Raw genomic sequence first — 22,424 nt, 5'->3', positions numbered from 1 at the left:
CACCAACAAGCTGATAGGCCGCGGGCCCATCCCACACCGCAAAAGCTTTCCCCCACAGACCATGCAGTCCATGAGGTATATCCGGTATTAGACCCAGTTTCCCAGGCTTATCCCGAAGTGCAGGGCAGATCACCCACGTGTTACTCACCCGTTCGCCACTCGAGTACCCCGAAGGGCCTTTCCGTTCGACTTGCATGTGTTAAGCACGCCGCCAGCGTTCGTCCTGAGCCAGAATCAAACTCTCCAAACAAAAACAACCCATCCAAAGACAGGTGAATTCGAATCAGAACAATCTGATCTAACACCAGTAAAAACTGGCAAAAAACAATGTCACACCCCTAAACGAGAAAAAAGAGTGCAACAACAACAAACAAAAACCACCAAACACACTATTGAGTTCTCAAACAACACACCCGATTTTTGGGCAACCTCACCACTGTACTACGTGGAGAGATTGTCGTCAAACCGCTTGCACCGGATCTTTCGATCTGGGCCGCTCCGCTTGCCCCGGCCTTTCGGTCGGGGCCGCTTGGTATGAACCAAAGCTTACATACAAACGGCCAAAGCCCCAAATCGCCTGCTAGACAGCCGATTCGCTACACAATGCGCTCGATCTCGGCGCCTAGGGCCGCCAGGTTCTCGACAAACAGCGGGTATCCGCGGTCGATGTGAAACACGTCATGGATCTCTGTGTCACCGTCGGCGACCAGACCGGCCAACACCAAACCCGCTCCGGCCCGAATGTCAGACGCCCACACCGGCGCACTGGACAGCTGCGGCATTCCGCGAATCACCGCGTGGTGCCCGTCGGTCCTGGCGTCGGCACCCAACCGGATCATCTCCTCGACAAACCGGAACCGCGCCTCGAAGACGTTCTCCGTGATCATCGATGTGCCATCTGCGATACAGGCCAACCCAATTGCCATGGGCTGTAGGTCGGTCGGGAATCCCGGGAACGGCAGCGTCGCGACGTTCACCGCTTTGGGACGCTCGTACTGGACCACTCGGAACCCGTTGTCGTGCTGGGTGACCGTGGCTCCCGCATCGTGCAGCTTGTGCAACACCAGCTGGAGATGTTGCGGATCGATACCCGTGATCGAGATATCGCCGCGCGTCATGGCGGCGGCAATCCCCCAGGTGGCCGCGACGATGCGGTCGCCGATCACCCGGTGCTCAGTCGGATGGAGCTTGTCCACCCCGATGATCGTCATGGTCGACGAGCCGGCGCCGGTGATCTGCGCCCCCATCTGGTTGAGCATCTCGCAGAGATCGACCACATCGGGCTCACGCGCCGCGTTGTAGATCTTGGTCTCGCCCTCCGCCAGCACCGCGGCCATGAGGATGTTCTCCGTCGCACCGACCGAGGGGAACTCGAGTTGGATCTCGGCCCCCCGGAGGTGATCGGCCTCGGCGACGACGCAACCATGCTCGATGTTGCACGTGGCGCCGAGTTGGCGCAGGCCGTTCTGATGCATGTCCAGGGGCCGCGATCCGATGGCATCACCACCGGGCAGGGCGACCTTGGCCTTCTTGCACCTACCGACCAGAGGTCCCAGCACGCACACCGACGCGCGGAACTGACGTACCGCTGCGAAGTCGGCGTCGTACTTCAGTTCATCCGGGGAGGTGATCCTGACCGTCGAACCGTCCAGCTCCACCGTGGCGCCAAGGCCGCGTAGAACCTCCGCCATCAGCGGCACGTCCAGAATGTCCGGGCAGTTGGTGATGGTGCTGACTCCCTCGGCGAGTAACGCCGCGGCCATCAGTTTCAACACACTGTTCTTGGCGCCCCCGACGGCGACTTCACCCGACAACCGGGTCCCACCGGTTACCACGAATCGCTCGCTCACGCGGCTCAGTTTAAGGCAGTGCGACGGCTCCGAGAGCCGTCGTCAGTCCGCGCCACCGGGGACCGACGGTACGGTTTCACCATGGCAGTACATCTGACCCGCATTTACACCCGTACCGGCGATGACGGATCGACCGGGCTGAGCGATTTCAGCAGGGTCTCGAAGAACGACCCGCGGCTCGAGGCGTACGCGGATTGTGACGAGGCCAATGCCGCCATCGGAGTCGCGGTGGCCCTCGGTGCCCCCGAAGACAAGATCCTCAATGTGCTGCGACAGATACAGAACGACCTCTTCGATGCGGGTGCGGACCTGTCCACCCCGGTCGTCGAGAACCCCGAGTATCCCCCGCTTCGCATTCGCCAGGACTACATCGATCGTCTCGAGGCGTGGTGCGACGAGTTCAACGAACCGCTCCCCGCGTTGAACTCATTCATCCTGCCCGGCGGAACGGCACTCTCAGCCCTGCTGCATGTCGCCCGCACCGTTGCGCGACGTGCCGAGCGGTCGGCTTGGCGTGCGATCGAGGAGCACGGTGATTCGGTCAGCGTGCTGCCGGCGAAGTACCTCAACCGGCTGTCTGACCTGCTGTTCATCCTGTCGCGCGTGGCGAATCCGGACGGCGATGTGCTCTGGAAGCCGGGCGGCGGGCGCGACGAGCAGAAGGGCTAGGTCGTCCGTCTGCGCGCACGAGGCGACGGACGCGACTCCAACCAGGACGTGAACGCCGTCAACGCCCCCCGGTCAAGCGCGATCTCGTAGCGGCGTCGACGTTCTGGGTGGGTGTCGCGTAGTTCGAGGACGACGATCTCATGGGTCATGATGTCGAACTCGTCGCCACGTGGCGTCCGACGCCCGACGATCTCAAGTCCACGACGGGACAGCCGGCGATCCGGCCACCATCGCAGACTCGACAGACGGTAGAAACCGGCTTCGCCGCCCCGGTAGCGCATCACGCCGTGACGCCATCCATGGCCGCCGACAGCGGGCACATCACGCAGGATGGCCGCGGTACCGCCGACTTGCCGCAGCTTCCACAGCCGGTAACACAGTGCGACGACCGCCAGTAGGAGCACGCCGACGAGCGCGACCATGAACATCATGGACGCGCTCATCGGTGATCAGTCCAGTTGGCCTACGGCGCGTAGACGCGCCCGGCCCCATGCTGCAGTGCGCTCATCGTCGGACTCGGAGTCCTGCTTCGCCTCGTCGGCGTTGATCTCCGACTCGAACGCAGCGTTCTCGACCAGGATTCGGACGGCTTCTTCTGTTACGGAGAGGAATCCACCGTCGATGGCGATCCGAAGATCATCCTCACCCTCACGCTCGACGCGGACCATCGCGTCCTCGACGAGCTGTGCCACCAGCGGGATGTGGTGGGGCAGGATGCCGATCTCACCGGCAGTGGTGCGGGTGAAAACGAACGTGGCATCACCTGACCACAGCTCACGCTCCACGGCGACGATCTCGACGTGCAGTTCAGCCATGTCACACCACCTTTCGCGTTACGACAACCGTCACAGCTTGGCGCCGAGGCTCTCGGCCTTCTTGGCGAGGTCGTCGAGTCCGCCGATCAGGAAGAACGCCTGCTCGGGCACGTGGTCGAAATCGCCCTTGGCGAGCTTGTCGAATGCCTCGACGGTCTCCTTGAGCGGCACAGTCGAACCCGGCTGACCGGTGAACTGCTCGGCCGCCATCATGTTCTGGCTCAGGAAGCGCTCGATACGGCGTGCCCGGTAGACCAGCTGCTTGTCCTCTTCCGACAGCTCGTCGATACCGAGGATCGCGATGATGTCCTGCAGATCCTTGTAACGCTGCAGGATTCGGATGACTTCCTGCGCGACGCGGTAGTGCTCGTCGCCGACGACGCTGGGATGCAGGATCGTCGAACTCGACGCCAGCGGATCCACCGCCGGGAAGATGCCCTTCGAGAACACCGCGCGGGAGAGCTCGGTGGTCGCATCCAAGTGCGCGAACGTCGTCGCGGGGGCCGGGTCGGTGTAGTCGTCGGCGGGCACGTACACGGCCTGCATCGACGTAATCGAGCGGCCACGCGTCGAGGTGATGCGCTCCTGCAGCTCGCCCATCTCGTCAGCCAGGGTCGGCTGGTAGCCCACCGCGGACGGCATACGGCCGAGCAGCGTGGAGACCTCGGAGCCGGCCTGCGTGAAGCGGAAGATGTTGTCGATGAACAGAAGCACGTCCTGCTGCTGCTCGTCGCGGAAGTACTCCGCCATCGTCAGCGCCGACAGTGCCACGCGCATACGCGTGCCCGGCGGCTCGTCCATCTGGCCGAACACCAACGCGGTGTCCTTGAGCACGTTGGCGTCCGCGAGTTCCACCCAGAGGTCGTTGCCCTCACGGGTGCGCTCCCCCACGCCGGCGAACACCGAGGTGCCACCGAAGTTACGGGCGATGCGGTTGATCATCTCCTGGATGAGCACCGTCTTACCCACGCCGGCGCCACCGAACAGGGCGATCTTGCCACCGCGCACGTACGGGGTCAGCAGGTCGACGACCTTGAGGCCCGTCTCCAGCATCTCGGTGCGAGGCTCGAGTTCGGCGAACGGCGGCGGCTTGCGGTGGATCGACCAATGGTCGAAGTCCTCGCCATAGCCGGGCTCGTCCAGGCAGGCGCCCAGCGCGTTGAACACGTGTCCCTTGACGCCGTCACCGACGGGCACCGAGATCGATGCGCCGGTATCGGAGACGTCTGTGCCACGGACCAGTCCGTCGGTGGGCTGCATCGAGACACAGCGGACCAGGCTGTCGCCGAGGTGCTGCGCGACCTCCAGTGTCAGGGTCTTCGCGAGGTCCCCGTAGGCGATCTCCGCGTGGAGCGCGTTGAACAGCTCCGGCACGGAGCCCCGCGGGAACTCGACGTCGACGACCGGTCCGGTGATACGTACGACGCGGCCAGCTGAGCCCTTCTTAGCGGGACTCTTGGTGTCTTCTGCGGTTGCAGTCATATCCTCTTCGCTTCCTACGGGCTTACTTGGCGTCGGCCAGCGCGTTGGCGCCGCCGACGATCTCGCTGATTTCCTGGGTGATCTGAGCCTGGCGCTCGCGGTTGGCCGCAAGTGTCAGCGCCTTGATCAGATCGTCGGCGTTGTCGGACGCCGACTTCATCGCGCGTCGCCGCGAGGCCGACTCCGATGCCGCGGCCTCCAACAGCGCCGAGTACACGCGGGTGGCCACGTAGCGCGGCAGCAGAGCGTCGAAGAGCGATTCCGGATCCGGCTCGAAGGAGAAGAGCGTCTGCGGCCCCTCCTCAGGCTCGTCATCCCCGACGTACTCGACGACCATCGGTGCGATCCGCCGTGCCACCGAGTTCTGCGACAGCATCGACTTGAACTCGGTGAAGACGATGTGAAGTTCGTCGACTCCGAGGATGCCGTCGTCACCCGCGTCGTCGCCCTCGTCATCGGCACCGGACATGAACGCGCTCACCAGAGTGTCGGCGATCTCGCGGGCATGATCGTAGGTAGGACGCTCCGAGAAGCCGGTCCAGGACTCGGTCACTTCACGCTGACGGAAGTTGTAGTAGCCCAACGCCTTCCGGCCTACCGTGTACAGCACCGGTTCCTTGCCCTCCTCGCGCAGCAACGCGAAGAGTTCCTCGGACTGCCGAAGCACGTTGGCGTTGTACGCGCCGCACAGGCCGCGGTCGGATGACACCACCAGCACGCCGGCCCGCCTCGGGTTCTCCCGCTGCACGAGCAGCGGGTGATCCAGTGCACTGGCACCCGCAAGCTCGGTGAGCATGCTGGTGATTTCGGTGGAGTAGGGCCGAGCCGCCTGGACTCGGGCCTGCGCCTTGGCGATCCGCGACGTGGCGATCAGTTCCTGGGCCTTGGTGATCTTCTTGATCGACCCGGCGGAACGGATACGCCCGCGAAGTTCGCGCAGTGTTGCAGCCATCTAGCTCTCCAGACCTCTCCGGTCCTACTTCTTGGGGGCCGGCTTGCGGACCTTGACGGATTCCTTCTCGACGTCTTCCTCGTCCATGGCCGCGGTCTCCGCCTCGTTCACGACGACCGAGCTGCCATCAGTGGCAGAGAAGCCCTTCTTGAACTCGTTGATCACGTCGGCGAGCTTCTGCTCGGTCTCCTCGGAGAGCTTCTTGGTCTCCCGGATCTCCTTGAGAATGCCCTCGTGCGAGGCCCTGACGTGCTCCAGCACCTCGGCCTCGAAGCGTGAGACATCCTCCACCGGAACCGAATCGAGGTGACCCTTGGTGCCGAGGAAGATCGAGACGACCTGATCCTCGACCGACAGCGGGCTGTACTGCGCCTGCTTGAGCAGCTCCACCAGGCGCGCACCGCGCTCCAGCTGGGCCTTTGAGGCGGCGTCGAGGTCCGAGGCGAAGGCGGCGAACGCCTCCAGCTCGCGGTACTGCGACAGCTCCAGACGCAGCGAGCCCGCGACCTCCTTCATCGCCTTGATCTGCGCGGCGCCACCAACACGGGACACCGACACACCGACGTTGATGGCGGGGCGCACGCCCTGGTTGAACAGGTCGGACTCCAGGAAGCACTGGCCGTCGGTGATCGAGATGACGTTGGTGGGGATGTAGGCCGAGATGTCGTTGGCCTTGGTCTCGATGATCGGCAGGCCCGTCATCGATCCACCGCCCAGCGCGTCGGACAGCTTCGCGCAGCGCTCGAGCAGACGGGAGTGCAGGTAGAAGACGTCACCCGGGTAGGCCTCACGACCCGGCGGGCGGCGCAGCAGCAGCGAGATCGCGCGGTAGGCCTCGGCCTGCTTGGTGAGGTCGTCGAACACGATCAGCACGTGCTTGCCGTCGTACATCCACTGCTGGCCAATGGCCGAACCCGTGTAGGGCGCGAGCCACTTGAAGCCGGCCGAGTCCGACGCGGGGGCCGCGACGATGGTGGTGTACTCCATCGCGCCACCCTCTTCGAGGGCGCGCTTGACGCTGGCGATCGTGGTGCCCTTCTGGCCGATCGCGACGTACACACAGCGCACCTGCTGGTTCGGGTCGCCGGTCTCCCACGCCTCACGCTGGTTGAGGATCGTGTCGACGCAGACCGCGGTCTTGCCGGTCTTGCGGTCACCGATGATCAGCTGGCGCTGTCCACGGCCTATCGGCGTCTGGCTGTCGATGGCCTTGATGCCGGTCTGCAGCGGCTCGCTGACGCCCTGGCGCTCGACCACCGACGGTGCCTGCAGCTCGAGGACGCGGCGGGTGTCGGACTCGATGTCACCCTGGGCGTCGATCGGTTCACCGAGCGGGTTGACGACACGGCCGAGGAACGCGTCACCGACGGGTACGGAGAGCACCTCCCCGGTGCGCTTGACCTGCTGGCCCTCGGCAATCTTCTCGAACTCACCCAGGATCACGACACCGACGCTGTGCTCGTCGAGGTTCAGTGCGACACCGAGCACACCACCGGGGAACTCGAGGAGTTCGTTGGTCATGACCGAGGGCAGGCCCTCGACGTGTGCGATGCCGTCACCGGCGTCGATGACTGTGCCGATCTCTTCGCGCTCGGTGTCGGCGGAAAACGAGGATACGTACTCCTCGACAGCGCCTTCGATGTCAGCAGCGGAGATTGTCAACTCTGCCATGTTCTTCGTCTTCCTACCTTTTGTCGCTGGGTGATAAGTCTTGTGGGTCAGTCCGGCAGGCTGGTCTGAGCAGCCGCCAACCGCGAGGCGATGGATCCGTCGATGACCTCGTCGCCGACGGCGATCGAGAGTCCACCGAGCAGTTCGGGATCGACGTTGAGCTGGATGGACACCGGGTGGCCGTAGATGCGCGAGAGCACCTCGGTCAGTCGCGTCCGCTGCGCGTCCGTCAACTCTGCCGCCGCGTTGACCTGCGCGACCACTTCGCCTCGACGCGCTACGGCGAGTTCGGCGAGGTCGATGACGGCCTCGTCGGCGCGCTCACCGCGCAACAGCGTGACCGTCTGCTCCAGGAGTGCCACCGCGGTGCTGTTCGCACCGGCACCGCCAACAACCTTGTCGAGCAGAGCAATCCGGCCGTCGACCGGTGTGGAGTAGTCGCTCAGCAGTGCGACGAGACGCGGTTCGGCGTCCAGCACGCGTCCGAAACGGAAGAGCTGGTCCTCCACCTCGTCCACCTCGCCTGCGACCTCGGCACGCTTCAGCAGTGCCAGCCGCGCCGTGTGCTCGACACCGTCGACCAGATCCGACTCAGCCGACCACCGCTGCGTTGCAGCAGTGCGCACAATGCTCAGTGCCTGGTCGCCGATCTTGCCGGAGAGCAGGGAGTCGACGAGGCGCGCCTTGGGGGCGGCATCTTCGGTTGGCTCTGCGAGGTGCTTGGCGAGCACGGGCTCGCTGACGAGCAGCTTGGCGACGGACGCGAGTTCGTCGGCCAGCTTGGTGAGTCCGTCGGTGTCGAGACCACCTGCGACACGGTCGAAGTCCTCGGTGAGAGCGACCATCGCATCGCGGCTGGCGGCGCGCAGCCGAGCTGAGGCCCCCGTCTCGATGGACACCGCGGAGGGCGCCATCTGCTCGATCTCGTCGAGGAACCGGTCGACAGTGGCCGCCTGAGCAGCCGGGTCCGCCACGTGAGCGCGGACCAGTTCGTCGGCCTTCTGTACGGACTCCACACCCAGGCCCGCCCGCAACTGCCGGATGAGCTGCTGGCGCATCAACTGCACCTGCTGCACACCCTGAGCCTTGATGCGCTCAGCGTCGGCGCCCGCCTGCTCCTGCAGTTGGGCCGCGATGCGCTCCGAGTCCTGCTTGGCCTCGTCGGTGACCTTCCCCGACTGGGCCTTGGCGTCCTCAAGAGCCTTGGCGTGCATGGCATCCGCGTCAGCGAGCTTGCGCTCCGCCTCGGCGCTCTCGGCCAGTGCGACGCGCACAGCCTCCTGCTGCTTCTGCATCAGGGCCCGCACGGGCGGCACAACCCACTTCATCAAGATGAAGGCGATGACCGCGAACCCGATCAGCTGGCCGATGAATGTCGACATCTACTGGCTCCCGCCTGATTTCACGTCAACGCCGAGGATGCGGCTGGCCAACGTGGCCGCCAACCCATCCACCGACGACTGCAGTTCGGACTCGGTCGTCGAGCGCTGCTCGGACAACTTCTGGTCCGCCTGCCGCACGGTGTCCGCGACCTCACCGCTGGCCGCAGCCCGCTTCTGGTCGATGACTTGCCTGCCCGCAGCGCGTGCCTCGTCGCGGATGCTCGACGCCTCGGTGCGTGCACCGGACATCGCCTCGTCGAAGTCGGCTTGCGCCGCTGCGACCTGTTCAGCCGACTTGCGGTTGTCCGCGGCGGTCTTGGCCAGCATTGCCTCGCGTTCTGCGAGGACCTTGCTGACCGGTGGCACAACCCATTTCGCAATCACGCCGAGCGTGATGATGAAGATGAGCAGCACGGCGAAGAAGGTGCCGTTGGGGATCAGGAAGTTGCTCTGCCCCCCACCTTCTTCGGCCGCGAGGATGGCTACGGTCAGTTCACCCATGCCGACGGACTACTGCAGGCCCGGCGTGGCGAAGACGAACAGCGCCATGAAGGCCAGGTTGATGAAGTACGCGGCCTCGACCAGACCGACGGTGATGAAGAACGGCGTGAACAGCCGGCCCTGCGCCTCGGGCTGCCGGGCGATGCCGGAGATCAGCGCGTTACCCGCGATGCCGTCACCGATGCCAGCGCCGATAGCGCCGCCACCCATGATCAATCCACCGCCGATCAGAGCGCCGGCCGTGATGATCGCGTTTGGATCGATTTCCATTCCTTTATCCTCCTTGGTAACTGGTGGCATTGCCGCCAGAGTTCATTGACCTTCGGTGGTGCAAGCTTCTAGTGGTGCTCCTCATCCAGTTCCATGGACTGGCTGAAGTAGAGGATCGTCAGCAGCGAGAAGATGAATGCCTGGATCAAACCGACGAAGAGGTCGAACGTCTTCCAGATAGCGTTGGGCGCCCACTGGACGTACCAGGGGAACATCGCGATCAGGGCCACCAGGATGCCGCCGGCGAAGATATTGCCGAAGAGTCGCAGTGCGAGCGAGATGGGCTTCGCGATCTCCTCGACGATGTTGATCGGTGCGAGGAACGGGACGTGCCCCTTGATGACCTTGATCGGGTGCCCGATGATGCCCCGTCGCCAGATCCCCGCGGCGTGGTAGGCGACGAACACGAAGAGCGCGAGCGCCAGCACGAAGTTGATATCGGAGGCAGGCGGCTTGTAGAGCTCCCCAGCGGCACCGTCGGCGCCGCCGTACTGGAGCGGCAGGACCGACAGCCAGTTCGAGACCAGGATGAACACGAAGATCGTGACGGCCAGCGGCAGCACGAACGGCGCGACCTTCATGCCGATCGAGCCCTCGATCTGCTGGCGCATCTGGATGGTCAGCGTCTCCCAGAAGAGCTGGACACCGCTGGGCACACCGGTCGAGGTGACCTTGGACTTCAGGAAGAAGGCCAGGCCGATGACGACCAGCGCGGTGATCGCGGTGGCCATGATGGTGTCACCGTTGAACGTCATGCCGAACAGTTGGAACACCATCGTGTGGTGCCCGACGTGGATGGCCGCGCCACCCTCCTCCGCGGCGAGCACGGTCTGCGTCATGGTCCCAGTCATAGAGGTCAGCTCAATCCTTCGATTCCGTGTCGACCACGTTCAGTCCCTCGCTGCGGATCTTCTTGAGCACCGGGATGCTGGTGCTCATCACCAGCAGTGCCTGGAAGATCGCCAGCCCGAAGAGCACTGCGATACCGCCGTGTGCCCTGAAGACGAAAGCGGCGGTCATTGCGACCGCCGTGATGACAAGCAGACGGGTCGCCGAGTTCAGCGCCATCTTCTTCTTGAGAGGGTGATCCTCGGCGGTGATCGACTCCACCGCGCGACGCACCATCAGAGCATTGAGCAAACCGAGGCCGAGCCCCGCGCCGAAGAACACACCGAAGAAGACGTTCCCGATGAAGCCGGCAGCCAGAACGGCGAGACCGGTGAGTGCCGCGCAGACGATGAGCAGTCGGACCGGCCTGAAGGCCACCGACGGGAACACCAACGGCGCATCTTGCGCTGGTGTCGTCACTGCTTCACCTCACTCCTGCGGATCCCTGCGGGGTCCGCTTTGAACAGCATTGTTCCGGTGCGTGCCCGACGACTGTATCGAAGGGCGGCTGGCGCGGTGGAATCACCCAAGGGGTAGCTCCCTTTGTCGGTCGTGTTTCGGCGCCGATCGGTCTTGCGAACCGATGGGCCGGGCCGGCAACCCGCGAGGTTTTTCGGGTTCTGGCAGAAGGGTAACACATGGTAGGCGGCCCTAAACGGGGCCTACTACTTTTCGTCGTACACGGCCTCTGGCTCGTCTTCGCGGCCCCGCAGGAGCGGTATCAGAGTGATGATGATCGCGACCAGAATCGCGGCCAGCATGACGGCGCCGGTGTAGCGCGGGTCGAAGAAGATCGTGCTGGCGGCCCCCAGCGCCACGATGCCCACCCACATGTAGATCAGCAGGACCACCCGCCGGTGCGAGTGCCCGATCTGCAGCAGCCGGTGATGCAGGTGCATCTTGTCGGGACTGAACGGGCTGCGCCCCGCCCTGGTCCGGCGCACGATCGCCAGCAACATGTCGAGCGCGGGCACGAACATCACCGCGATGACCAGAAGGAACGGTGACATCAGCGCGAAGACGTCACGCGCGCCGTAGGCGTTCTGCGATATCGGACCTGCTGCGGTCGTCGACGCCGCCGCGAGCATCAGACCGATGAGCATCGACCCGGAGTCGCCCATGAAGATCCGGGCCCGGTGGAAGTTGTGCGGCAGGAAGCCGAGGCACGCGCCCGCGAGCACCACCGAGATGACGGCAGGCGGGTAGAAGAGCACGTCGCCGCCGTGGTCGCGGAGAAGGCCGACCGAGAAGATGCAGATCGCGGCGGCGGTGATGAGGCCAAGTCCGGCCGCCAGACCGTCCAAACCGTCGACGAAGTTCATCGCGTTGACGATCGACACCGTCAGCGCCAGCGTCAGCAGGATCGAGGTCACCTGGTCGAGCACGATGGTGCCGACGCCGCCGAACGGGATGTACAGCACGCTCCATGCGACTCCCATGGTGACCAGCACGCTGGCCGCGGTGATCTGGCCGGCGAACTTCGTCAGCGCATCCAGACCCCACCGATCGTCGATCAGGCCGATCGCCATGATCAGGCCGCCCGCCACCACGACGGCGGGCATCCCCGACGAGTACACGAATCCCCGTGTCAACGCGGGCAGTTGCGATGCCAGCAGGACCGCGGCCACCACGCCGATGTACATCGCCAATCCGCCCATGCGCGGGGTCGGCGCCACATGAACGTCACGCTCACGCGGATAGGCGACGGCGCCCCAGCGGGTGGCGAGCGCACGGACCCACCCCGTGGCGAAGTAGGTGATGATGGCGGCGGTCAGCCCGACGAGGGCGAGTTCGCGGAGGGGAACACCCGCCCCGCGATCGGACAGGGCGAGCAGTCCGTCAGCCAATTGGACCGGGTCGCGCACCACCTGCTGAACCGTACTGGAAACCACTGAGTCGGTCAGACCGCGAGCGTCTCGGCCTCGACACCGAGCACGTCGGCGATGGCGGCCGAGGTGACGGGCCCCTCGCGCAGCACGCGGGGCGTGGCACCGGTGAGGTCGACGATGGTGGACGCCGCGCCCTGTGCAGAGGGTCCGGCCTCGAGGTACACCCCGACCAGGTCGCCGAGTTGTTCACGCGCATCGGCGGCGGTGACCGCGGCGGGGTTGCCGGACTTGTTGGCGCTCGACACCGCCATCGGGCCCACCTCGCGGAGCAGTTCGATCGCCACGGGGTGCAGCGGCATCCGCAGCATCACGGTGCCGTGAGCGTCCCCGAGATCCCATTGCAGCGACGGCGCCTGCCGAACCACCAGGCTCAGCGCGCCCGGCCAGAACGCCCGAATGAGTTCACGGGCCGCGGTGGGCACCGAGTACACCAGTCCGTCGATGGTGTGCCAGGACCCGACGAGCACGGGGACGGGCATGTCCCGGCCCCTCCCCTTCGCCGCGAGCAGCGACGCCACCGCGGTGCCATTGAATGCGTCGGCGCCGATGCCGTAGACGGTGTCGGTCGGCATCACGACCAGCCGACCGTCCTTGAGCGCGCTAACCGCCGACGAGATGCCGGTCGGGCGCTGGTCGGCATCCGAGCAGTCGAACGTCTCTGACATAAGTTCTAGCTTCTCACCCTCTGCGGGTCGCCGTGACGAACCGGGGTCGGCCCGCCAGGTCGCGGCGCGAGGTGATGTCGTCGAACGCCGCGGTCTGGTCGAAGACGGCGACGGTCGCGGGCGCGGTGGTGTCGTCGTGCTCGACCCCGATGTGTCCACTCCCCCGCCGCAGCAGCCGCACCGCGTGCGCCACGAGGGGCTCTATGACGACCATGCCGTCGGGCCCGCCGAACAGCGCGTGCTCCGGATCGTGATGAGCGACTTCAGGTTCCAGTTCCGCACCCAGCGGGATGTAGGGCGGGTTGGCGACGATCAGATCGACGCGTCCCTCGAGGTCGGCAAGCAGCCCGTCAGCGGTGACGTCAGCCTCGAGCAGCTCGACCTGCGTGCCCGCCACATTTCGTCGCGCGAAGGCCAGAGCCGCGGCCGAGTCGTCCACCGCCATGACGGTCGCCCGCGGCCGAGCCCGTGCCAGCGCGACGGCCAGCGCGGCGGAACCCGTGCAGAGATCGACGATCACCGGCTGGTCCGGAAGTGGCTGTGCCAGAGCCCATTCGAGCAGCGACTCGGTCTCGGGCCGGGGAATGAAGACGCCGGGGCCCACGGACAGATTGACCGGACCGAAGGCCGCGGTCCCGGTGAGGTGTTGCAGTGGTATCCGCCGTGCCCTCGCTTCGATGAGGTCGCGATAGCGGGCAAGGAATTCCTCGTCGGGTGCGAGCATGAACAGCCGTCCGCGGTCGACACCGGCCACATGCGCGGCGAGGTACTCGGCGTCGGCCGCTGCACTGTCGACACCCGCGGCGGCGAGTGTCGCGGTGGCCTCGCCGATGATCTGGCGCAGCCGCGGGGCCACCGTCACGCTGACCTGCGGCAGATCATGCCTGCTGCAGCCTGGCCTGCTTGTCGGCGGCGGCGAGCGCGTCGAACAACGGGTCGAGGTCGCCGTCGAGGACCTGGTCAAGGTTGTGCGCCTTGAAGTTGATCCGGTGGTCGGCGATCCGGTTCTCGGGGTAGTTGTAGGTCCGGATCCGCTCGCTGCGGTCGACCGTGCGAATCTGGCTGGCCCGGTCGGCCGAGGCGTCGGCCTGGGCCTGCTCCTCGGCGAGGGCCTGCAGCCGGGCAGCGAGCACGACCATGGCGCGCGCCTTGTTCTGCAGCTGCGAGCGCTCGTTCTGGCAGGTCACGACGATGCCGGTGGGCAGGTGGGTGATGCGCACCGCGGAGTCGGTGGTGTTGACGCCCTGGCCGCCCTTGCCCGAGGAGCGGTAGACGTCGATGCGGAGATCGGACTCGTCGATCTGAACCTCGGCCACGTCCTCCGGTTCCGGGTACACGAGGACTCCGGCGGCCGACGTGTGCACGCGCCCCTGCGACTCGGTGACGGGGACTCGCTGGACGCGATGCACGCCGCCCTCGAACTTCAGGCGCGCCCACACACCGTCTGCCGAGTCGCCCTTGCTGGCGATGGTCAGGGTCGCGTCCTTGTAACCGCCGAGGTCGGAGGTGTTCTCGTCGAGCACCGTCACGGTCCAGCCGTGCCGCTCGGCGTACCTGATGTACATGCGCGCGAGGTCGGCGGCGAACAATGCGGACTCCTCGCCGCCCTCGCCCGACTTCAGTTCAAGGACGACGTCGTCGGCGTCGTGCGGATCGCGCGGCGCCAACAGGTCCGCGAGCTGGGTGCCAAGCGCGTCGACGCTGGCCTCGAGATCGGGGATCTCCGCGGCGAAGGAGTCGTCGTCGGCGGCCAACTCGCGGGCCGCCTCGAGGTCGCCCTTAGCCGTCTCGAGCTTGCGGTACGTCGAGACGATCGGCGATATCTGGGCGAACCGGCGGCCGACCCGCTTGGCTGCTGCCGCGTCGGCGTGCAAGCCGGGGTCAGACAACTGACGCTCGAGGTCGCCGTGTTCAGCCAGCAGTGCCTCGACCCTTGGTGCGTGGTCGCTCACATTGGCCTCCTTCCCCGAAACGCAGACCGGCGCCCGGGCTGACGCGAATGCGACAGATCGGGCGCCGGGGATGCAGCTAGTTGTCGGACGCGGCCGTCTCGCCGGCGGTCGCATCTGCAGTCGCCCCGGGGCGCTTGCCGTAGCGCTTCTCGAAGCGCGCCACGCGGCCACCGCTGTCGAGGATCTTCTGCTTGCCGGTGTAGAAGGGGTGGCACTGGGAGCAGACCTCGACCACGATGTGGCCGCTCTCCTTGGTGCTACGGGTCTGGAAGCTGTTACCACAGCCACAAACCACGGTGGTCTCTACGTAATTGGGGTGAATACCCGATTTCATCTCTGGTCCTCTGTGATCGTTGGTCGCCGGGTCGCCTGAGGTTCTGACCTGTTGGTCATCAGACGTGAACCGGAACCGAGGGGCGACGGCCCATTATGCCAGGTCAGCCGTCAGAGTCATAAACGCTGGCCCACCGGCGGCTATTCCTGCCCGATCAGCGGCCGCCGTCGAGCGCCCGGGCGACAGCTGCGGTGTCACCGGACAACCCCGCCAGACCCGCGGACCTCCCCGCCAGCACCAGCAGGATGTCGCTTATGGGACCGGACACGGCCTGCCCCACACCGACGGCGAACGGCGCGTCAACGGCGGTGAACGCCAGCCCGCGAAAGCGCTTCCTCGCGTGGAACGGGAACCCCATCGTCCACACCCGCTCGCCGGCGACCAGAGCGGCATCTGTCGGCATGGACCTGGCGCGCCCGAGCGGGCGGGCGATGTCCTGACCGTGCACCAGGACATCCATCAGCGGGTCGACGACGGCGGTGCCCGGTGGCCGTCGTCGGCCGCCAACCATCCCTCGGAGCGTCGCGACGACCTCCCGCGGCGTACTGGCGTCCTCACGGGCCGCTCGAGCCACCGTCTCGTTGAAGCGGAATCCCGAGCGCACGACCTGCCACGCCATCCGCGACCAACTCTCCGCGGAGTGGGTGACGTGCACGGCGACGTCCCGGACACTCCAGCCGGCGCACAGTGACGGCGTCGACCATTCGTCAGCGCTGAGCGTCTCGAGGAAGTCGGCGAGGTCGGCTCGCTGCTGATCGATGTGGCGCCACGCTTCGTCGGTGTCCATACCGCCCTCCCCCGATTAGTAAGGTTTCCTGACGAAATATAGACAGGGATCCGTACTAAAGTCAACGGTGTGACCGACCCGCCCAGCACCGCATCGCTGCTGTTTATCGCGCATCGCGCCGCCGAGGCCCAGATCATGGAGGCGCTCCAAGAGGCGGGGTTCGACGACCTGACGGTGGCGCAGTGTCGCATCGCGCAGCGGGTGGGTTCGGACGGAATCAGGATCACCGACCTCGCCGAGCAGGCAGGAGTGACCAAGCAGACCGCTGGCGCCCTGATGCAAGATCTCGAACGCAGCGGCTACGTGGTGCGCAGGCCCGATCCTGCCGACGCCAGGGCCCGCCTGGTCATGCTCAGTGCCAGAGGCGAAAGGCTCCGCGCCGCGGCGGCGGCAGAAGTCGCAAAGGTTGAGGCCGAGTGGCGTTCCCATGTCGGGCCGGAGGCCTACGGACACCTCCGGGACATGCTGATGTCGCTGCGGGAAGTCACCGATCCGTTCCAGTGACCGCCGGCTCACCAAGCGCATGGAAGGTCTTGCCGTCGCGCATCCAGAGCACACGGCCGGCGGGCTCGGTACCGAGCGCGACCAGTTCCCGCTTGAGGATCTTGTTGGTCGCCGTGCTGGGCAGATCGTCGGCGACCCAGACGTACCGCGGACAGGACTTGGGCGACAGGTCGCGCTGGGCAGCGAGGAACTCGGCGAACTCCCCCGGCTCCAGCTCAGCGCCGTCGCGCAGCACGATGGCCGCCATCACCTGGTCGCCGACGAACTCGTCTGGCACCGGATAGACCGCCACCCTGCTGATCACCGGCTGCCGCAACAGGATTCGTTCAATCGGCGCGGCGGTGATGTTCTCCCCGTCAACCCGCATCCAGTCCGCGGTACGGCCGGCCAGGTAGATCCAACCATCGGCATCGCGGTAGGCCAGATCGCCCGACCAGTACATGCCATGCCGCAGCCGTTCATCGGTGGCGCCCTGGTCGTTGTGGTAGCCGCGGAACATCCCGCTGCCGTTGGTGTTCACCAGCTCACCGGTGGCGGCCTCGGCGTTGATCAGGGCTCCGGTGTCATCAAATTCTGCGACCGGGCACTCCTCAACGGTCTCCGGGTTGTAGATCGCCACTCCCGGGAAGCCCTGGCCGACACTGCCGGCCGGTGTGCCCTCGGAGCGGGTGATGATGATCGCCAGTTCCGTCGAGCCGAAGCCGTCCCACACGCTGCAGCCGAACCGTCGGCTGAACTCGTCGATGTCACGGTCGGCGGCCTCGTTGCCGAACGCCACCCGCAGGGTGTTGTCATGATCGTCGGGTTGCTCAGCGGTGGCCAGGACGTAGGCCAGCGGCTTGCCGACGTAGTTCATGTACGTCGCGCCGTAGCGGCGGATGTCCGGGAGGAACCCGGATGCGGAGAACCGTGCCGGAGCCATGGCCGCGCCCGAACTGAGCGCAACGCCCCACCCCGCGTACACCCCGTTCGAGTGGAACAGCGGCATGGCCAGGTAGCAGGTGTCAGCCTCAGTCAGTCCGTAACGCTGCACCAGCGCGGCGGCGGAGAACAGCACGATGGAATGCGCCACCTGAACGGCCTTGGGCTCGCCACTAGTGCCCGAGGTGAAGATCATCATGAACGTGTCGTCGGCCGTGACCTCGCGATGCGGTACCAGGGCCGGCGCGGACGCGACCGCGTCGTCCCATGCCGGGGTCGACACGTCGATGAGCGTGACGTCGGGCATCTCGACGTCGTCGAGGAGATGCCGGTGCTCTGCGTCGGTGAGCACGACCTGGCAGCCCACCCGGGCGATGTCGCGGGCCAGGCCTTCACCGCGGCGGGTGGTGTTGAGGCCACAGAGCACGTATCCCCCCAGGCCCGCCGCGGCCAGGGCGGTGAGCATGTCCGGCGTGTTGCCCATCAGGACCCCGACGTGCATGGGCCGCGTCAGGTCGGCAGCGTCGATCAATGCTGCCGCCTGCGCAGATGCCGCACTGAGGTGTTCGCGCCACGTCCAGCTGCGGTCGCCGTACTTGACTGCCGTCGTGTCTGCGTCGGCGCGCGTGCGAAGCAACTGCTGCAACGTGTCGGTCATCCCCAGGCGCCCCTATCGACTAGTGAACAGAATCATAAAAGTGTCTACCACCTTCGGGTGCTCACACGGTACCGTCTGGGCCATTGGCAGAATGCATCCGTTAAGCATCCCCCGCTGCCAAATGACCAGGAGTCGCAGTTGACCAGCACGACGTCTTCGGCCACCAGTGTCCGCGAGAGATTGATCGACGCGGCCGAGACATGTCTGCGCGCCAAGGGCATTCGGTCGACGACGGTGTCCGAGGTCGCCGAGGTCGCCGGCGTCTCACGGGGGTGGCTCTACCGCCACTTCCCGGACAAGATGACGCTGCTCGGCGCCGCGCTGGTCCGCCTCAACGACGCGTACTGGTCCGAGTCGCATGCGATGCTCGAGCAGATCGAGGGCCTCGACCAGCGCATCGCGGCGGGAATCAGCCACGCCCGCACCGCCTACGACGATCCGGGCACACTGCTGATGAAGCTGCGGGTCTCAGAACCCGAGGAGTTCACGGCCTGCGCGGGCGCTGGCGTGCACGGGCTGGTGCCCGATCTCGCCGAGTTCTGGAAGCCCTACCTGGTGGCGGCGCGTGACGCCGGCGAGGTCCATCCCGACGTCTTGGTCGACGAGGCCGCCGAGTGGGTCGCGCGCGCCATCCTGTCGCTGACCACCGTGCCAGGACTGCACTTCGACGCAAGCGATCCCGCCGCGGTGCTGACGCACGTCCGCCGCTACGTACTACCGGGGCTGCGGGCCGACCCCGAGGCCTAACTGGCCGAACAACGCAAAATCCCCTGATTCGCGAGGAATCAGGGGATTTACGTCTAGCGCGTACTGGTCAGTCGTTGTCCATGTTCGCCGGTGTGGTCTTGGAGACCTGCACCAGGAACTCGTAGTTGGTCTTCGTCTTCCGCAGCTGGCTCATCAGCAGGTCGATGGCCTGATGGCTGTCCAGCCCGGAGAGCACCCTACGCAGCTTGTGCACAACACCGAATTCATCGGCGGAGAGCAGCAACTCGTCCTTGCGGGTACCCGAGGGGTTGACGTCGACCGCCGGGAACACGCGACGCTCGGAGATCTTGCGATCGAGCTTGAGTTCGGCGTTGCCGGTGCCCTTGAACTCCTCGAAGATCACGGTGTCACCGGTGGAGCCGGTCTCGACCATCGCGGTGGCGATGATCGTCAGCGATCCACCGAACTCGATGTTGCGGGCCGCGCCGAGGAACCGCTTGGGCGGGTACAGCGCGGTGGAGTCCACACCACCGGACAGGATGCGGCCCGAGGCCGGCGACGCGTTGTTGTACGCGCGACCGAGACGGGTGATCGAGTCCAACAGCACGACGACGTCCTTGCCCTGCTCCACCAGGCGCTTGGCGCGCTCGATGGCCAGTTCGGCCGCCTGTGTGTGGTCTGACGGCGGGCGGTCGAAGGTCGAGGCGATGACCTCACCCTTCACCGAACGCTGCATGTCGGTGACCTCTTCAGGTCGCTCGTCGACCAGCACCACCATGAGGTGGCACTCGGGGTTGTTCACGGTGATCGCGTTGGCGATGTCCTGCATGATCGTCGTCTTACCGGCCTTGGGCGGTGACACGATCAGTGCGCGCTGGCCCTTGCCGATCGGCATGATCAGGTCGATCACGCGAGTCGTCAGCTTCTCGGGCGTGGTCTCCAGACGCAGGCGCTGGTTCGGGTACAGCGGCGTCAGCTTGTTGAAGTCGGGACGGTTGCGCGCATTCTCAACCGGTCCGCCGTTGATGGTGTCCAGCCGGACCAACGGGTTGAACTTCTGCCGCGGGTTCTGGCTTCCGCGGTCGGTGCTGTTGCTCTCACTCTCGCGGGGCACCCGGACCGCACCGGTGACCGCGTCACCGCGACGCAGGCCGTTCTTGCGGACCATGTTCATCGACACGTACACGTCGTTCGGCCCGGCCAGGTAGCCCGAGGTACGCACGAACGCGTAGTTGTCGAGGACGTCGAGGATGCCGGCAACCGGCTGGACGACGTCGTCCTCGCGCAGCTCGGTCTCGCGGTCGCCACCGCCGCCTTCGCCGCCACCACGCTCGCCGCGGCGCTTGCGATCCCGGAACCTGCGACCCCGCCGACCCTGGCGGCCTTCGCCGTCATCGTCGTCATCGTTGGTGTTATTGCCGCGGTTGCCGGAGTCGTTGTTGCGCCGGTTGCCGCCGTCATCGTTGTTGTCGTTGTTGTTGCTGTTGTTGCGCCGGTTGCCGCCATCGTTGCCGCGGTTGCCGCGGTTGCCGCCGGTGTTTCCGGAGTTCCGGTCGCCCTGGTCCTCACGGTTGCCCTGACCGCGGCGCGACTCGTTGCCCTCTGCGCCGGTCGCGGACTGGGCAGAGCCATCAGCCTTGTTCTCGTCCTTGGTCGCGGACTTGGCCTCAGCTGTGACCTCGGCCTTGTCCTCCGACTTGGCCTCGCGCTTGTCCTGCACCTTGGGCTCGGACTGCGCTTCCGCCTTGGGCTCGGACTTGGGCTCGGGGGTGTCAGACTCGGTGGCCACAACCTCGGCGGCAGCTGCCTCAGCGGCGGGAGCACCGGTACGACGCGATGAGCCACGACGCTCGCGCCGCGGCGGGGCCGCCTGCTCGGCGGGCGCGTCGGTGCCAGCGTCTGCACCGGCCTGGTCCTTGGCCGGCTCGACCGGCTGCTCGGTGGCTTTCGCCTCCTTGGTGCGCCCATTGCTGTCGCCGCGGTGCTCGCGGATCGCTGCAATCAGTTCACCCTTACGCATCCCCGACGAACCCTTGACGCCCAGCTCATTGGCCATCGCGCGCAGATCAGGAAGCACCATCGAAGTCAGCGCGCCCGTACGACCACTGGTCGACGGCGCGCTCGCCGCGGGCGGTGCCGCCGCCGCGGATGCCTCCGAGGGAGCGGACTTCGGCGCAGGGGCCGAAGCAGGCTCGGGGGCTTGTGAGACCACGGTCTCGGGCAATGCGACGTTGTCGCTGCCACCGGCCGTGAAGAGGTCCGTATCAGTCACGGATTTCCTTTCCTTCCCTCGCTGATCTGAGTCTGCGAGGGTTCTTCGCATCCAGCCAAAACGCTGAATGTCGAGGTTCTACCATCGCCTTTGCAACGGTGATCGCCTGGACTCCCCGCATCGCGGGAAATCGTCAGTACACGGGTTGAAACCAAAGGAGAAGAGTGGTCGTCCTAGTGTCGACGCAGGCAGAGCCGCTGCGATTGCTGGACGAAAGCGAGAATAACCCGCATTGCAGTGGGACGCAAGAATCGCCACTGATTCGCGTGTGACTCCTGTCAACTCGACCGTGGCGCCATGTCAACGATTGATCGCCACACCGGATGTCCAACGGACACCCTGACCGACTGACATCTCCGTAACGGTGAACCCGTTCGCGGCGCCGTATTCGAGGGCCTCCGACGGAAGTTCAGACTCCGTTAAGAGTGCGATAACCGCAGGTCCTGCCCCGGATAGCACCGCTGCAATGCCATAACGCCGAAGGATCGCGATGTATTCCGCGGACGGGGGCATCGCCGCGGCCCGCGCAGGCTGGTGCAGGCGGTCCGCCGTGGCCTCCAACAGCAGATCGGGGCGCTCGGTCAGCGCCACAACGAGCAGCGCGACACGGCTCACATTGAAGCTCGCGTCGGCGTGGCTGACATTCTCGGGCAGCAGGACCCTGGTTTCGGCGGTCGACGAGCGGACCTGGGGAATTATCGAGAAGAGCCTGATGTCGGGGTGCACCCGCAGCGGAGCCGCGGCATACCGAGGCGCCGAGCCGTCGGTATCGGTCCAGGACACCACGGCCCCGCCCAGGACGGCGGCAGCGGCATTGTCCGGGTGTCCTTCGAACTCAGAGGACAGCTGAATCAGCTCAACCGCAGTCAGCGGCGTCGAATCAGACTGCGCCACTAGCCCATTGGCGACGGCCAGGCCACCGACCACGGCAGCAGCTGACGAGCCGAGGCCACGCGAGTGGGGAATGTCGTTGCGGCAGCGGACTTTCAGACCAGTCACGCTCACACCACCGGCCTGCAGGCCGCGCTCGATGGCGCGAACCACGAGATGCGACGAATCCAGGGGCACCTGACCGGCACCCTCCCCCTCAACCTCGACGATCAGGCCGGATTCGATTGTCTCGACATCGATCTCGTCGTAAAGACTCAAAGCCAGACCGAGACTGTCAAACCCGGGACCGAGGTTGGCACTCGATGCGGCCACCACGGAATTCGCCGACAGGCCAGCAGGAAGGATCTGTGTCACTGAGATTCC

General features: G+C 65.8%; 23 protein-coding genes and 1 rRNA gene. 3 read left to right on the top strand and 21 right to left on the bottom strand.

The genetic code is table 11. The features are described from left to right. Both ACZY0X_RS11880 and murA read right to left on the bottom strand, forming a co-directional pair. Positions 1 to 250 (bottom strand): 16S ribosomal RNA (locus tag ACZY0X_RS11880); the annotation flags it as partial. A 346-nt stretch (positions 251 to 596) separates the two neighbouring features. Continuing rightward, positions 597 to 1,850, bottom strand: coding sequence for a UDP-N-acetylglucosamine 1-carboxyvinyltransferase (gene murA, locus ACZY0X_RS11875; protein ID WP_463770517.1), 1,254 nt, complete (start codon positions 1,848 to 1,850; stop codon positions 597 to 599). Between the two features lie 81 nt (positions 1,851 to 1,931). Between murA and ACZY0X_RS11870 the strand changes: the two genes are divergently transcribed. Continuing rightward, positions 1,932 to 2,519 carry a cob(I)yrinic acid a,c-diamide adenosyltransferase gene (locus tag ACZY0X_RS11870; protein ID WP_463770515.1) on the top strand — a complete coding sequence of 196 codons (588 nt, stop codon included), beginning with the start codon at positions 1,932 to 1,934 and terminating at the stop codon, positions 2,517 to 2,519. On the opposite strand, the gene ACZY0X_RS11865 is transcribed toward ACZY0X_RS11870, so the two are convergent. The 16 genes from ACZY0X_RS11865 to ACZY0X_RS11790 form a co-directional block, all read right to left on the bottom strand. Next, a complete protein-coding gene (locus ACZY0X_RS11865) occupies positions 2,516 to 2,962 on the bottom strand; it encodes a DUF2550 domain-containing protein (RefSeq protein WP_463770513.1) in 447 nt (148 codons plus the stop codon). The two genes, ACZY0X_RS11870 and ACZY0X_RS11865, sit on opposite strands and share 4 nt — an antisense overlap. Before the next feature lie 6 nt (positions 2,963 to 2,968). Next, positions 2,969 to 3,334: a F0F1 ATP synthase subunit epsilon gene (locus tag ACZY0X_RS11860; protein WP_463770511.1), complete on the bottom strand. Its 366-nt coding sequence runs from the start codon at positions 3,332 to 3,334 to the stop codon at positions 2,969 to 2,971. Between the two features lie 30 nt (positions 3,335 to 3,364). Beyond that, on the bottom strand, positions 3,365 to 4,816 hold the full coding sequence (gene atpD / locus ACZY0X_RS11855; RefSeq protein ID WP_463770509.1) for a F0F1 ATP synthase subunit beta: 1,452 nt from the start codon (positions 4,814 to 4,816) through the stop codon (positions 3,365 to 3,367). A 22-nt stretch (positions 4,817 to 4,838) separates the two neighbouring features. After that, on the bottom strand, positions 4,839 to 5,768 hold the full coding sequence (locus ACZY0X_RS11850; RefSeq protein WP_463770507.1) for a F0F1 ATP synthase subunit gamma: 930 nt from the start codon (positions 5,766 to 5,768) through the stop codon (positions 4,839 to 4,841). A 24-nt stretch (positions 5,769 to 5,792) separates the two neighbouring features. Further along, entirely contained in the window at positions 5,793 to 7,439 is a 1,647-nt protein-coding gene (atpA, locus tag ACZY0X_RS11845) for a F0F1 ATP synthase subunit alpha (RefSeq protein WP_463770505.1), read from the bottom strand. 47 nt (positions 7,440 to 7,486) lie between these two features. After that, the gene (locus ACZY0X_RS11840) at positions 7,487 to 8,821 is read right to left on the bottom strand and encodes a F0F1 ATP synthase subunit B/delta (RefSeq protein ID WP_463770503.1); all 1,335 of its coding nucleotides are present in this window, start codon (positions 8,819 to 8,821) and stop codon (positions 7,487 to 7,489) included. Next, positions 8,822 to 9,322 carry a F0F1 ATP synthase subunit B gene (locus ACZY0X_RS11835; protein WP_463770501.1) on the bottom strand — a complete coding sequence of 167 codons (501 nt, stop codon included), beginning with the start codon at positions 9,320 to 9,322 and terminating at the stop codon, positions 8,822 to 8,824. Positions 9,323 to 9,331: 9 nt separating this feature from the next. Continuing rightward, positions 9,332 to 9,586 carry a F0F1 ATP synthase subunit C gene (locus tag ACZY0X_RS11830; protein ID WP_163924093.1) on the bottom strand — a complete coding sequence of 85 codons (255 nt, stop codon included), beginning with the start codon at positions 9,584 to 9,586 and terminating at the stop codon, positions 9,332 to 9,334. Positions 9,587 to 9,660: 74 nt separating this feature from the next. After that, on the bottom strand, positions 9,661 to 10,431 hold the full coding sequence (gene atpB, locus ACZY0X_RS11825; protein ID WP_241403998.1) for a F0F1 ATP synthase subunit A: 771 nt from the start codon (positions 10,429 to 10,431) through the stop codon (positions 9,661 to 9,663). Between the two features lie 22 nt (positions 10,432 to 10,453). Beyond that, positions 10,454 to 10,900 (bottom strand): ATP synthase subunit I, encoded by a 447-nt coding sequence (locus ACZY0X_RS11820; RefSeq protein ID WP_463770499.1) that lies wholly within the window; start codon positions 10,898 to 10,900, stop codon positions 10,454 to 10,456. 245 nt (positions 10,901 to 11,145) lie between these two features. Next, positions 11,146 to 12,348 (bottom strand): glycosyltransferase family 4 protein, encoded by a 1,203-nt coding sequence (locus ACZY0X_RS11815; RefSeq protein ID WP_463770497.1) that lies wholly within the window; start codon positions 12,346 to 12,348, stop codon positions 11,146 to 11,148. 32 nt (positions 12,349 to 12,380) lie between these two features. Then, complete coding sequence (locus ACZY0X_RS11810) at positions 12,381 to 13,034, bottom strand: L-threonylcarbamoyladenylate synthase (RefSeq protein ID WP_463770495.1); 654 nt, start codon at positions 13,032 to 13,034, stop codon at positions 12,381 to 12,383. A gap of 13 nt (positions 13,035 to 13,047) precedes the next feature. Further along, positions 13,048 to 13,896 (bottom strand): peptide chain release factor N(5)-glutamine methyltransferase, encoded by an 849-nt coding sequence (gene prmC, locus ACZY0X_RS11805; RefSeq protein WP_463770493.1) that lies wholly within the window; start codon positions 13,894 to 13,896, stop codon positions 13,048 to 13,050. A 16-nt stretch (positions 13,897 to 13,912) separates the two neighbouring features. Continuing rightward, complete coding sequence (prfA, locus tag ACZY0X_RS11800) at positions 13,913 to 14,986, bottom strand: peptide chain release factor 1 (RefSeq protein ID WP_463770491.1); 1,074 nt, start codon at positions 14,984 to 14,986, stop codon at positions 13,913 to 13,915. Between the two features lie 76 nt (positions 14,987 to 15,062). Then, positions 15,063 to 15,320, bottom strand: coding sequence for a 50S ribosomal protein L31 (gene rpmE, locus ACZY0X_RS11795; RefSeq protein WP_463770489.1), 258 nt, complete (start codon positions 15,318 to 15,320; stop codon positions 15,063 to 15,065). A gap of 154 nt (positions 15,321 to 15,474) precedes the next feature. Continuing rightward, positions 15,475 to 16,107 (bottom strand): maleylpyruvate isomerase family mycothiol-dependent enzyme, encoded by a 633-nt coding sequence (locus ACZY0X_RS11790; RefSeq protein ID WP_463770487.1) that lies wholly within the window; start codon positions 16,105 to 16,107, stop codon positions 15,475 to 15,477. A gap of 69 nt (positions 16,108 to 16,176) precedes the next feature. Between ACZY0X_RS11790 and ACZY0X_RS11785 the strand changes: the two genes are divergently transcribed. Next, a complete protein-coding gene (locus tag ACZY0X_RS11785; protein WP_463770485.1) occupies positions 16,177 to 16,611 on the top strand; it encodes a MarR family winged helix-turn-helix transcriptional regulator in 435 nt (144 codons plus the stop codon). Here the strand turns inward: ACZY0X_RS11785 and fadD1 are convergent. Next, complete coding sequence (gene fadD1 / locus ACZY0X_RS11780; protein WP_463770483.1) at positions 16,592 to 18,190, bottom strand: fatty-acid--CoA ligase FadD1; 1,599 nt, start codon at positions 18,188 to 18,190, stop codon at positions 16,592 to 16,594. The genes ACZY0X_RS11785 and fadD1 overlap by 20 nt on opposite strands. Positions 18,191 to 18,328: 138 nt before the next feature. On the opposite strand from fadD1, the gene ACZY0X_RS11775 reads away from it, so the two are divergent. Further along, positions 18,329 to 18,937 carry a TetR/AcrR family transcriptional regulator gene (locus ACZY0X_RS11775; RefSeq protein WP_463770481.1) on the top strand — a complete coding sequence of 203 codons (609 nt, stop codon included), beginning with the start codon at positions 18,329 to 18,331 and terminating at the stop codon, positions 18,935 to 18,937. Positions 18,938 to 19,004: 67 nt separating this feature from the next. On the opposite strand, the gene rho is transcribed toward ACZY0X_RS11775, so the two are convergent. Further along, the gene (gene rho, locus ACZY0X_RS11770; RefSeq protein ID WP_463770479.1) at positions 19,005 to 21,170 is read right to left on the bottom strand and encodes a transcription termination factor Rho; all 2,166 of its coding nucleotides are present in this window, start codon (positions 21,168 to 21,170) and stop codon (positions 19,005 to 19,007) included. Between the two features lie 300 nt (positions 21,171 to 21,470). Next, complete coding sequence (gene thrB, locus ACZY0X_RS11765) at positions 21,471 to 22,415, bottom strand: homoserine kinase (RefSeq protein WP_463770477.1); 945 nt, start codon at positions 22,413 to 22,415, stop codon at positions 21,471 to 21,473. Positions 22,416 to 22,424 lie beyond the last annotated feature (9 nt).

It is taken from the genome of Mycobacterium sp. IDUB_39, from assembly GCF_055419205.1.
This window is presented reverse-complemented; position numbering and strand designations above follow the sequence as displayed.

Excerpts from the sequence above, each read along its gene's own strand:
- ACZY0X_RS11870 (WP_463770515.1), top strand. The coding sequence starts at position 1,932 with ATGGCAGTACATCTGACCCGCATTTACACCCGTACCGGCGATGACGGA.
- ACZY0X_RS11865 (WP_463770513.1), bottom strand. The coding sequence starts at position 2,962 with ATGAGCGCGTCCATGATGTTCATGGTCGCGCTCGTCGGCGTGCTCCTA.
- ACZY0X_RS11860 (WP_463770511.1), bottom strand. The coding sequence starts at position 3,334 with ATGGCTGAACTGCACGTCGAGATCGTCGCCGTGGAGCGTGAGCTGTGG.
- atpD (WP_463770509.1), bottom strand. The coding sequence starts at position 4,816 with ATGACTGCAACCGCAGAAGACACCAAGAGTCCCGCTAAGAAGGGCTCA.
- ACZY0X_RS11850 (WP_463770507.1), bottom strand. The coding sequence starts at position 5,768 with ATGGCTGCAACACTGCGCGAACTTCGCGGGCGTATCCGTTCCGCCGGG.
- atpA (WP_463770505.1), bottom strand. The coding sequence starts at position 7,439 with ATGGCAGAGTTGACAATCTCCGCTGCTGACATCGAAGGCGCTGTCGAG.
- ACZY0X_RS11840 (WP_463770503.1), bottom strand. The coding sequence starts at position 8,821 with ATGTCGACATTCATCGGCCAGCTGATCGGGTTCGCGGTCATCGCCTTC.
- ACZY0X_RS11835 (WP_463770501.1), bottom strand. The coding sequence starts at position 9,322 with ATGGGTGAACTGACCGTAGCCATCCTCGCGGCCGAAGAAGGTGGGGGG.
- atpB (WP_241403998.1), bottom strand. The coding sequence starts at position 10,431 with ATGACGCAGACCGTGCTCGCCGCGGAGGAGGGTGGCGCGGCCATCCAC.
- ACZY0X_RS11810 (WP_463770495.1), bottom strand. The coding sequence starts at position 13,034 with ATGTCAGAGACGTTCGACTGCTCGGATGCCGACCAGCGCCCGACCGGC.
- rpmE (WP_463770489.1), bottom strand. The coding sequence starts at position 15,320 with ATGAAATCGGGTATTCACCCCAATTACGTAGAGACCACCGTGGTTTGT.
- ACZY0X_RS11790 (WP_463770487.1), bottom strand. The coding sequence starts at position 16,107 with ATGGACACCGACGAAGCGTGGCGCCACATCGATCAGCAGCGAGCCGAC.
- fadD1 (WP_463770483.1), bottom strand. The coding sequence starts at position 18,190 with ATGACCGACACGTTGCAGCAGTTGCTTCGCACGCGCGCCGACGCAGAC.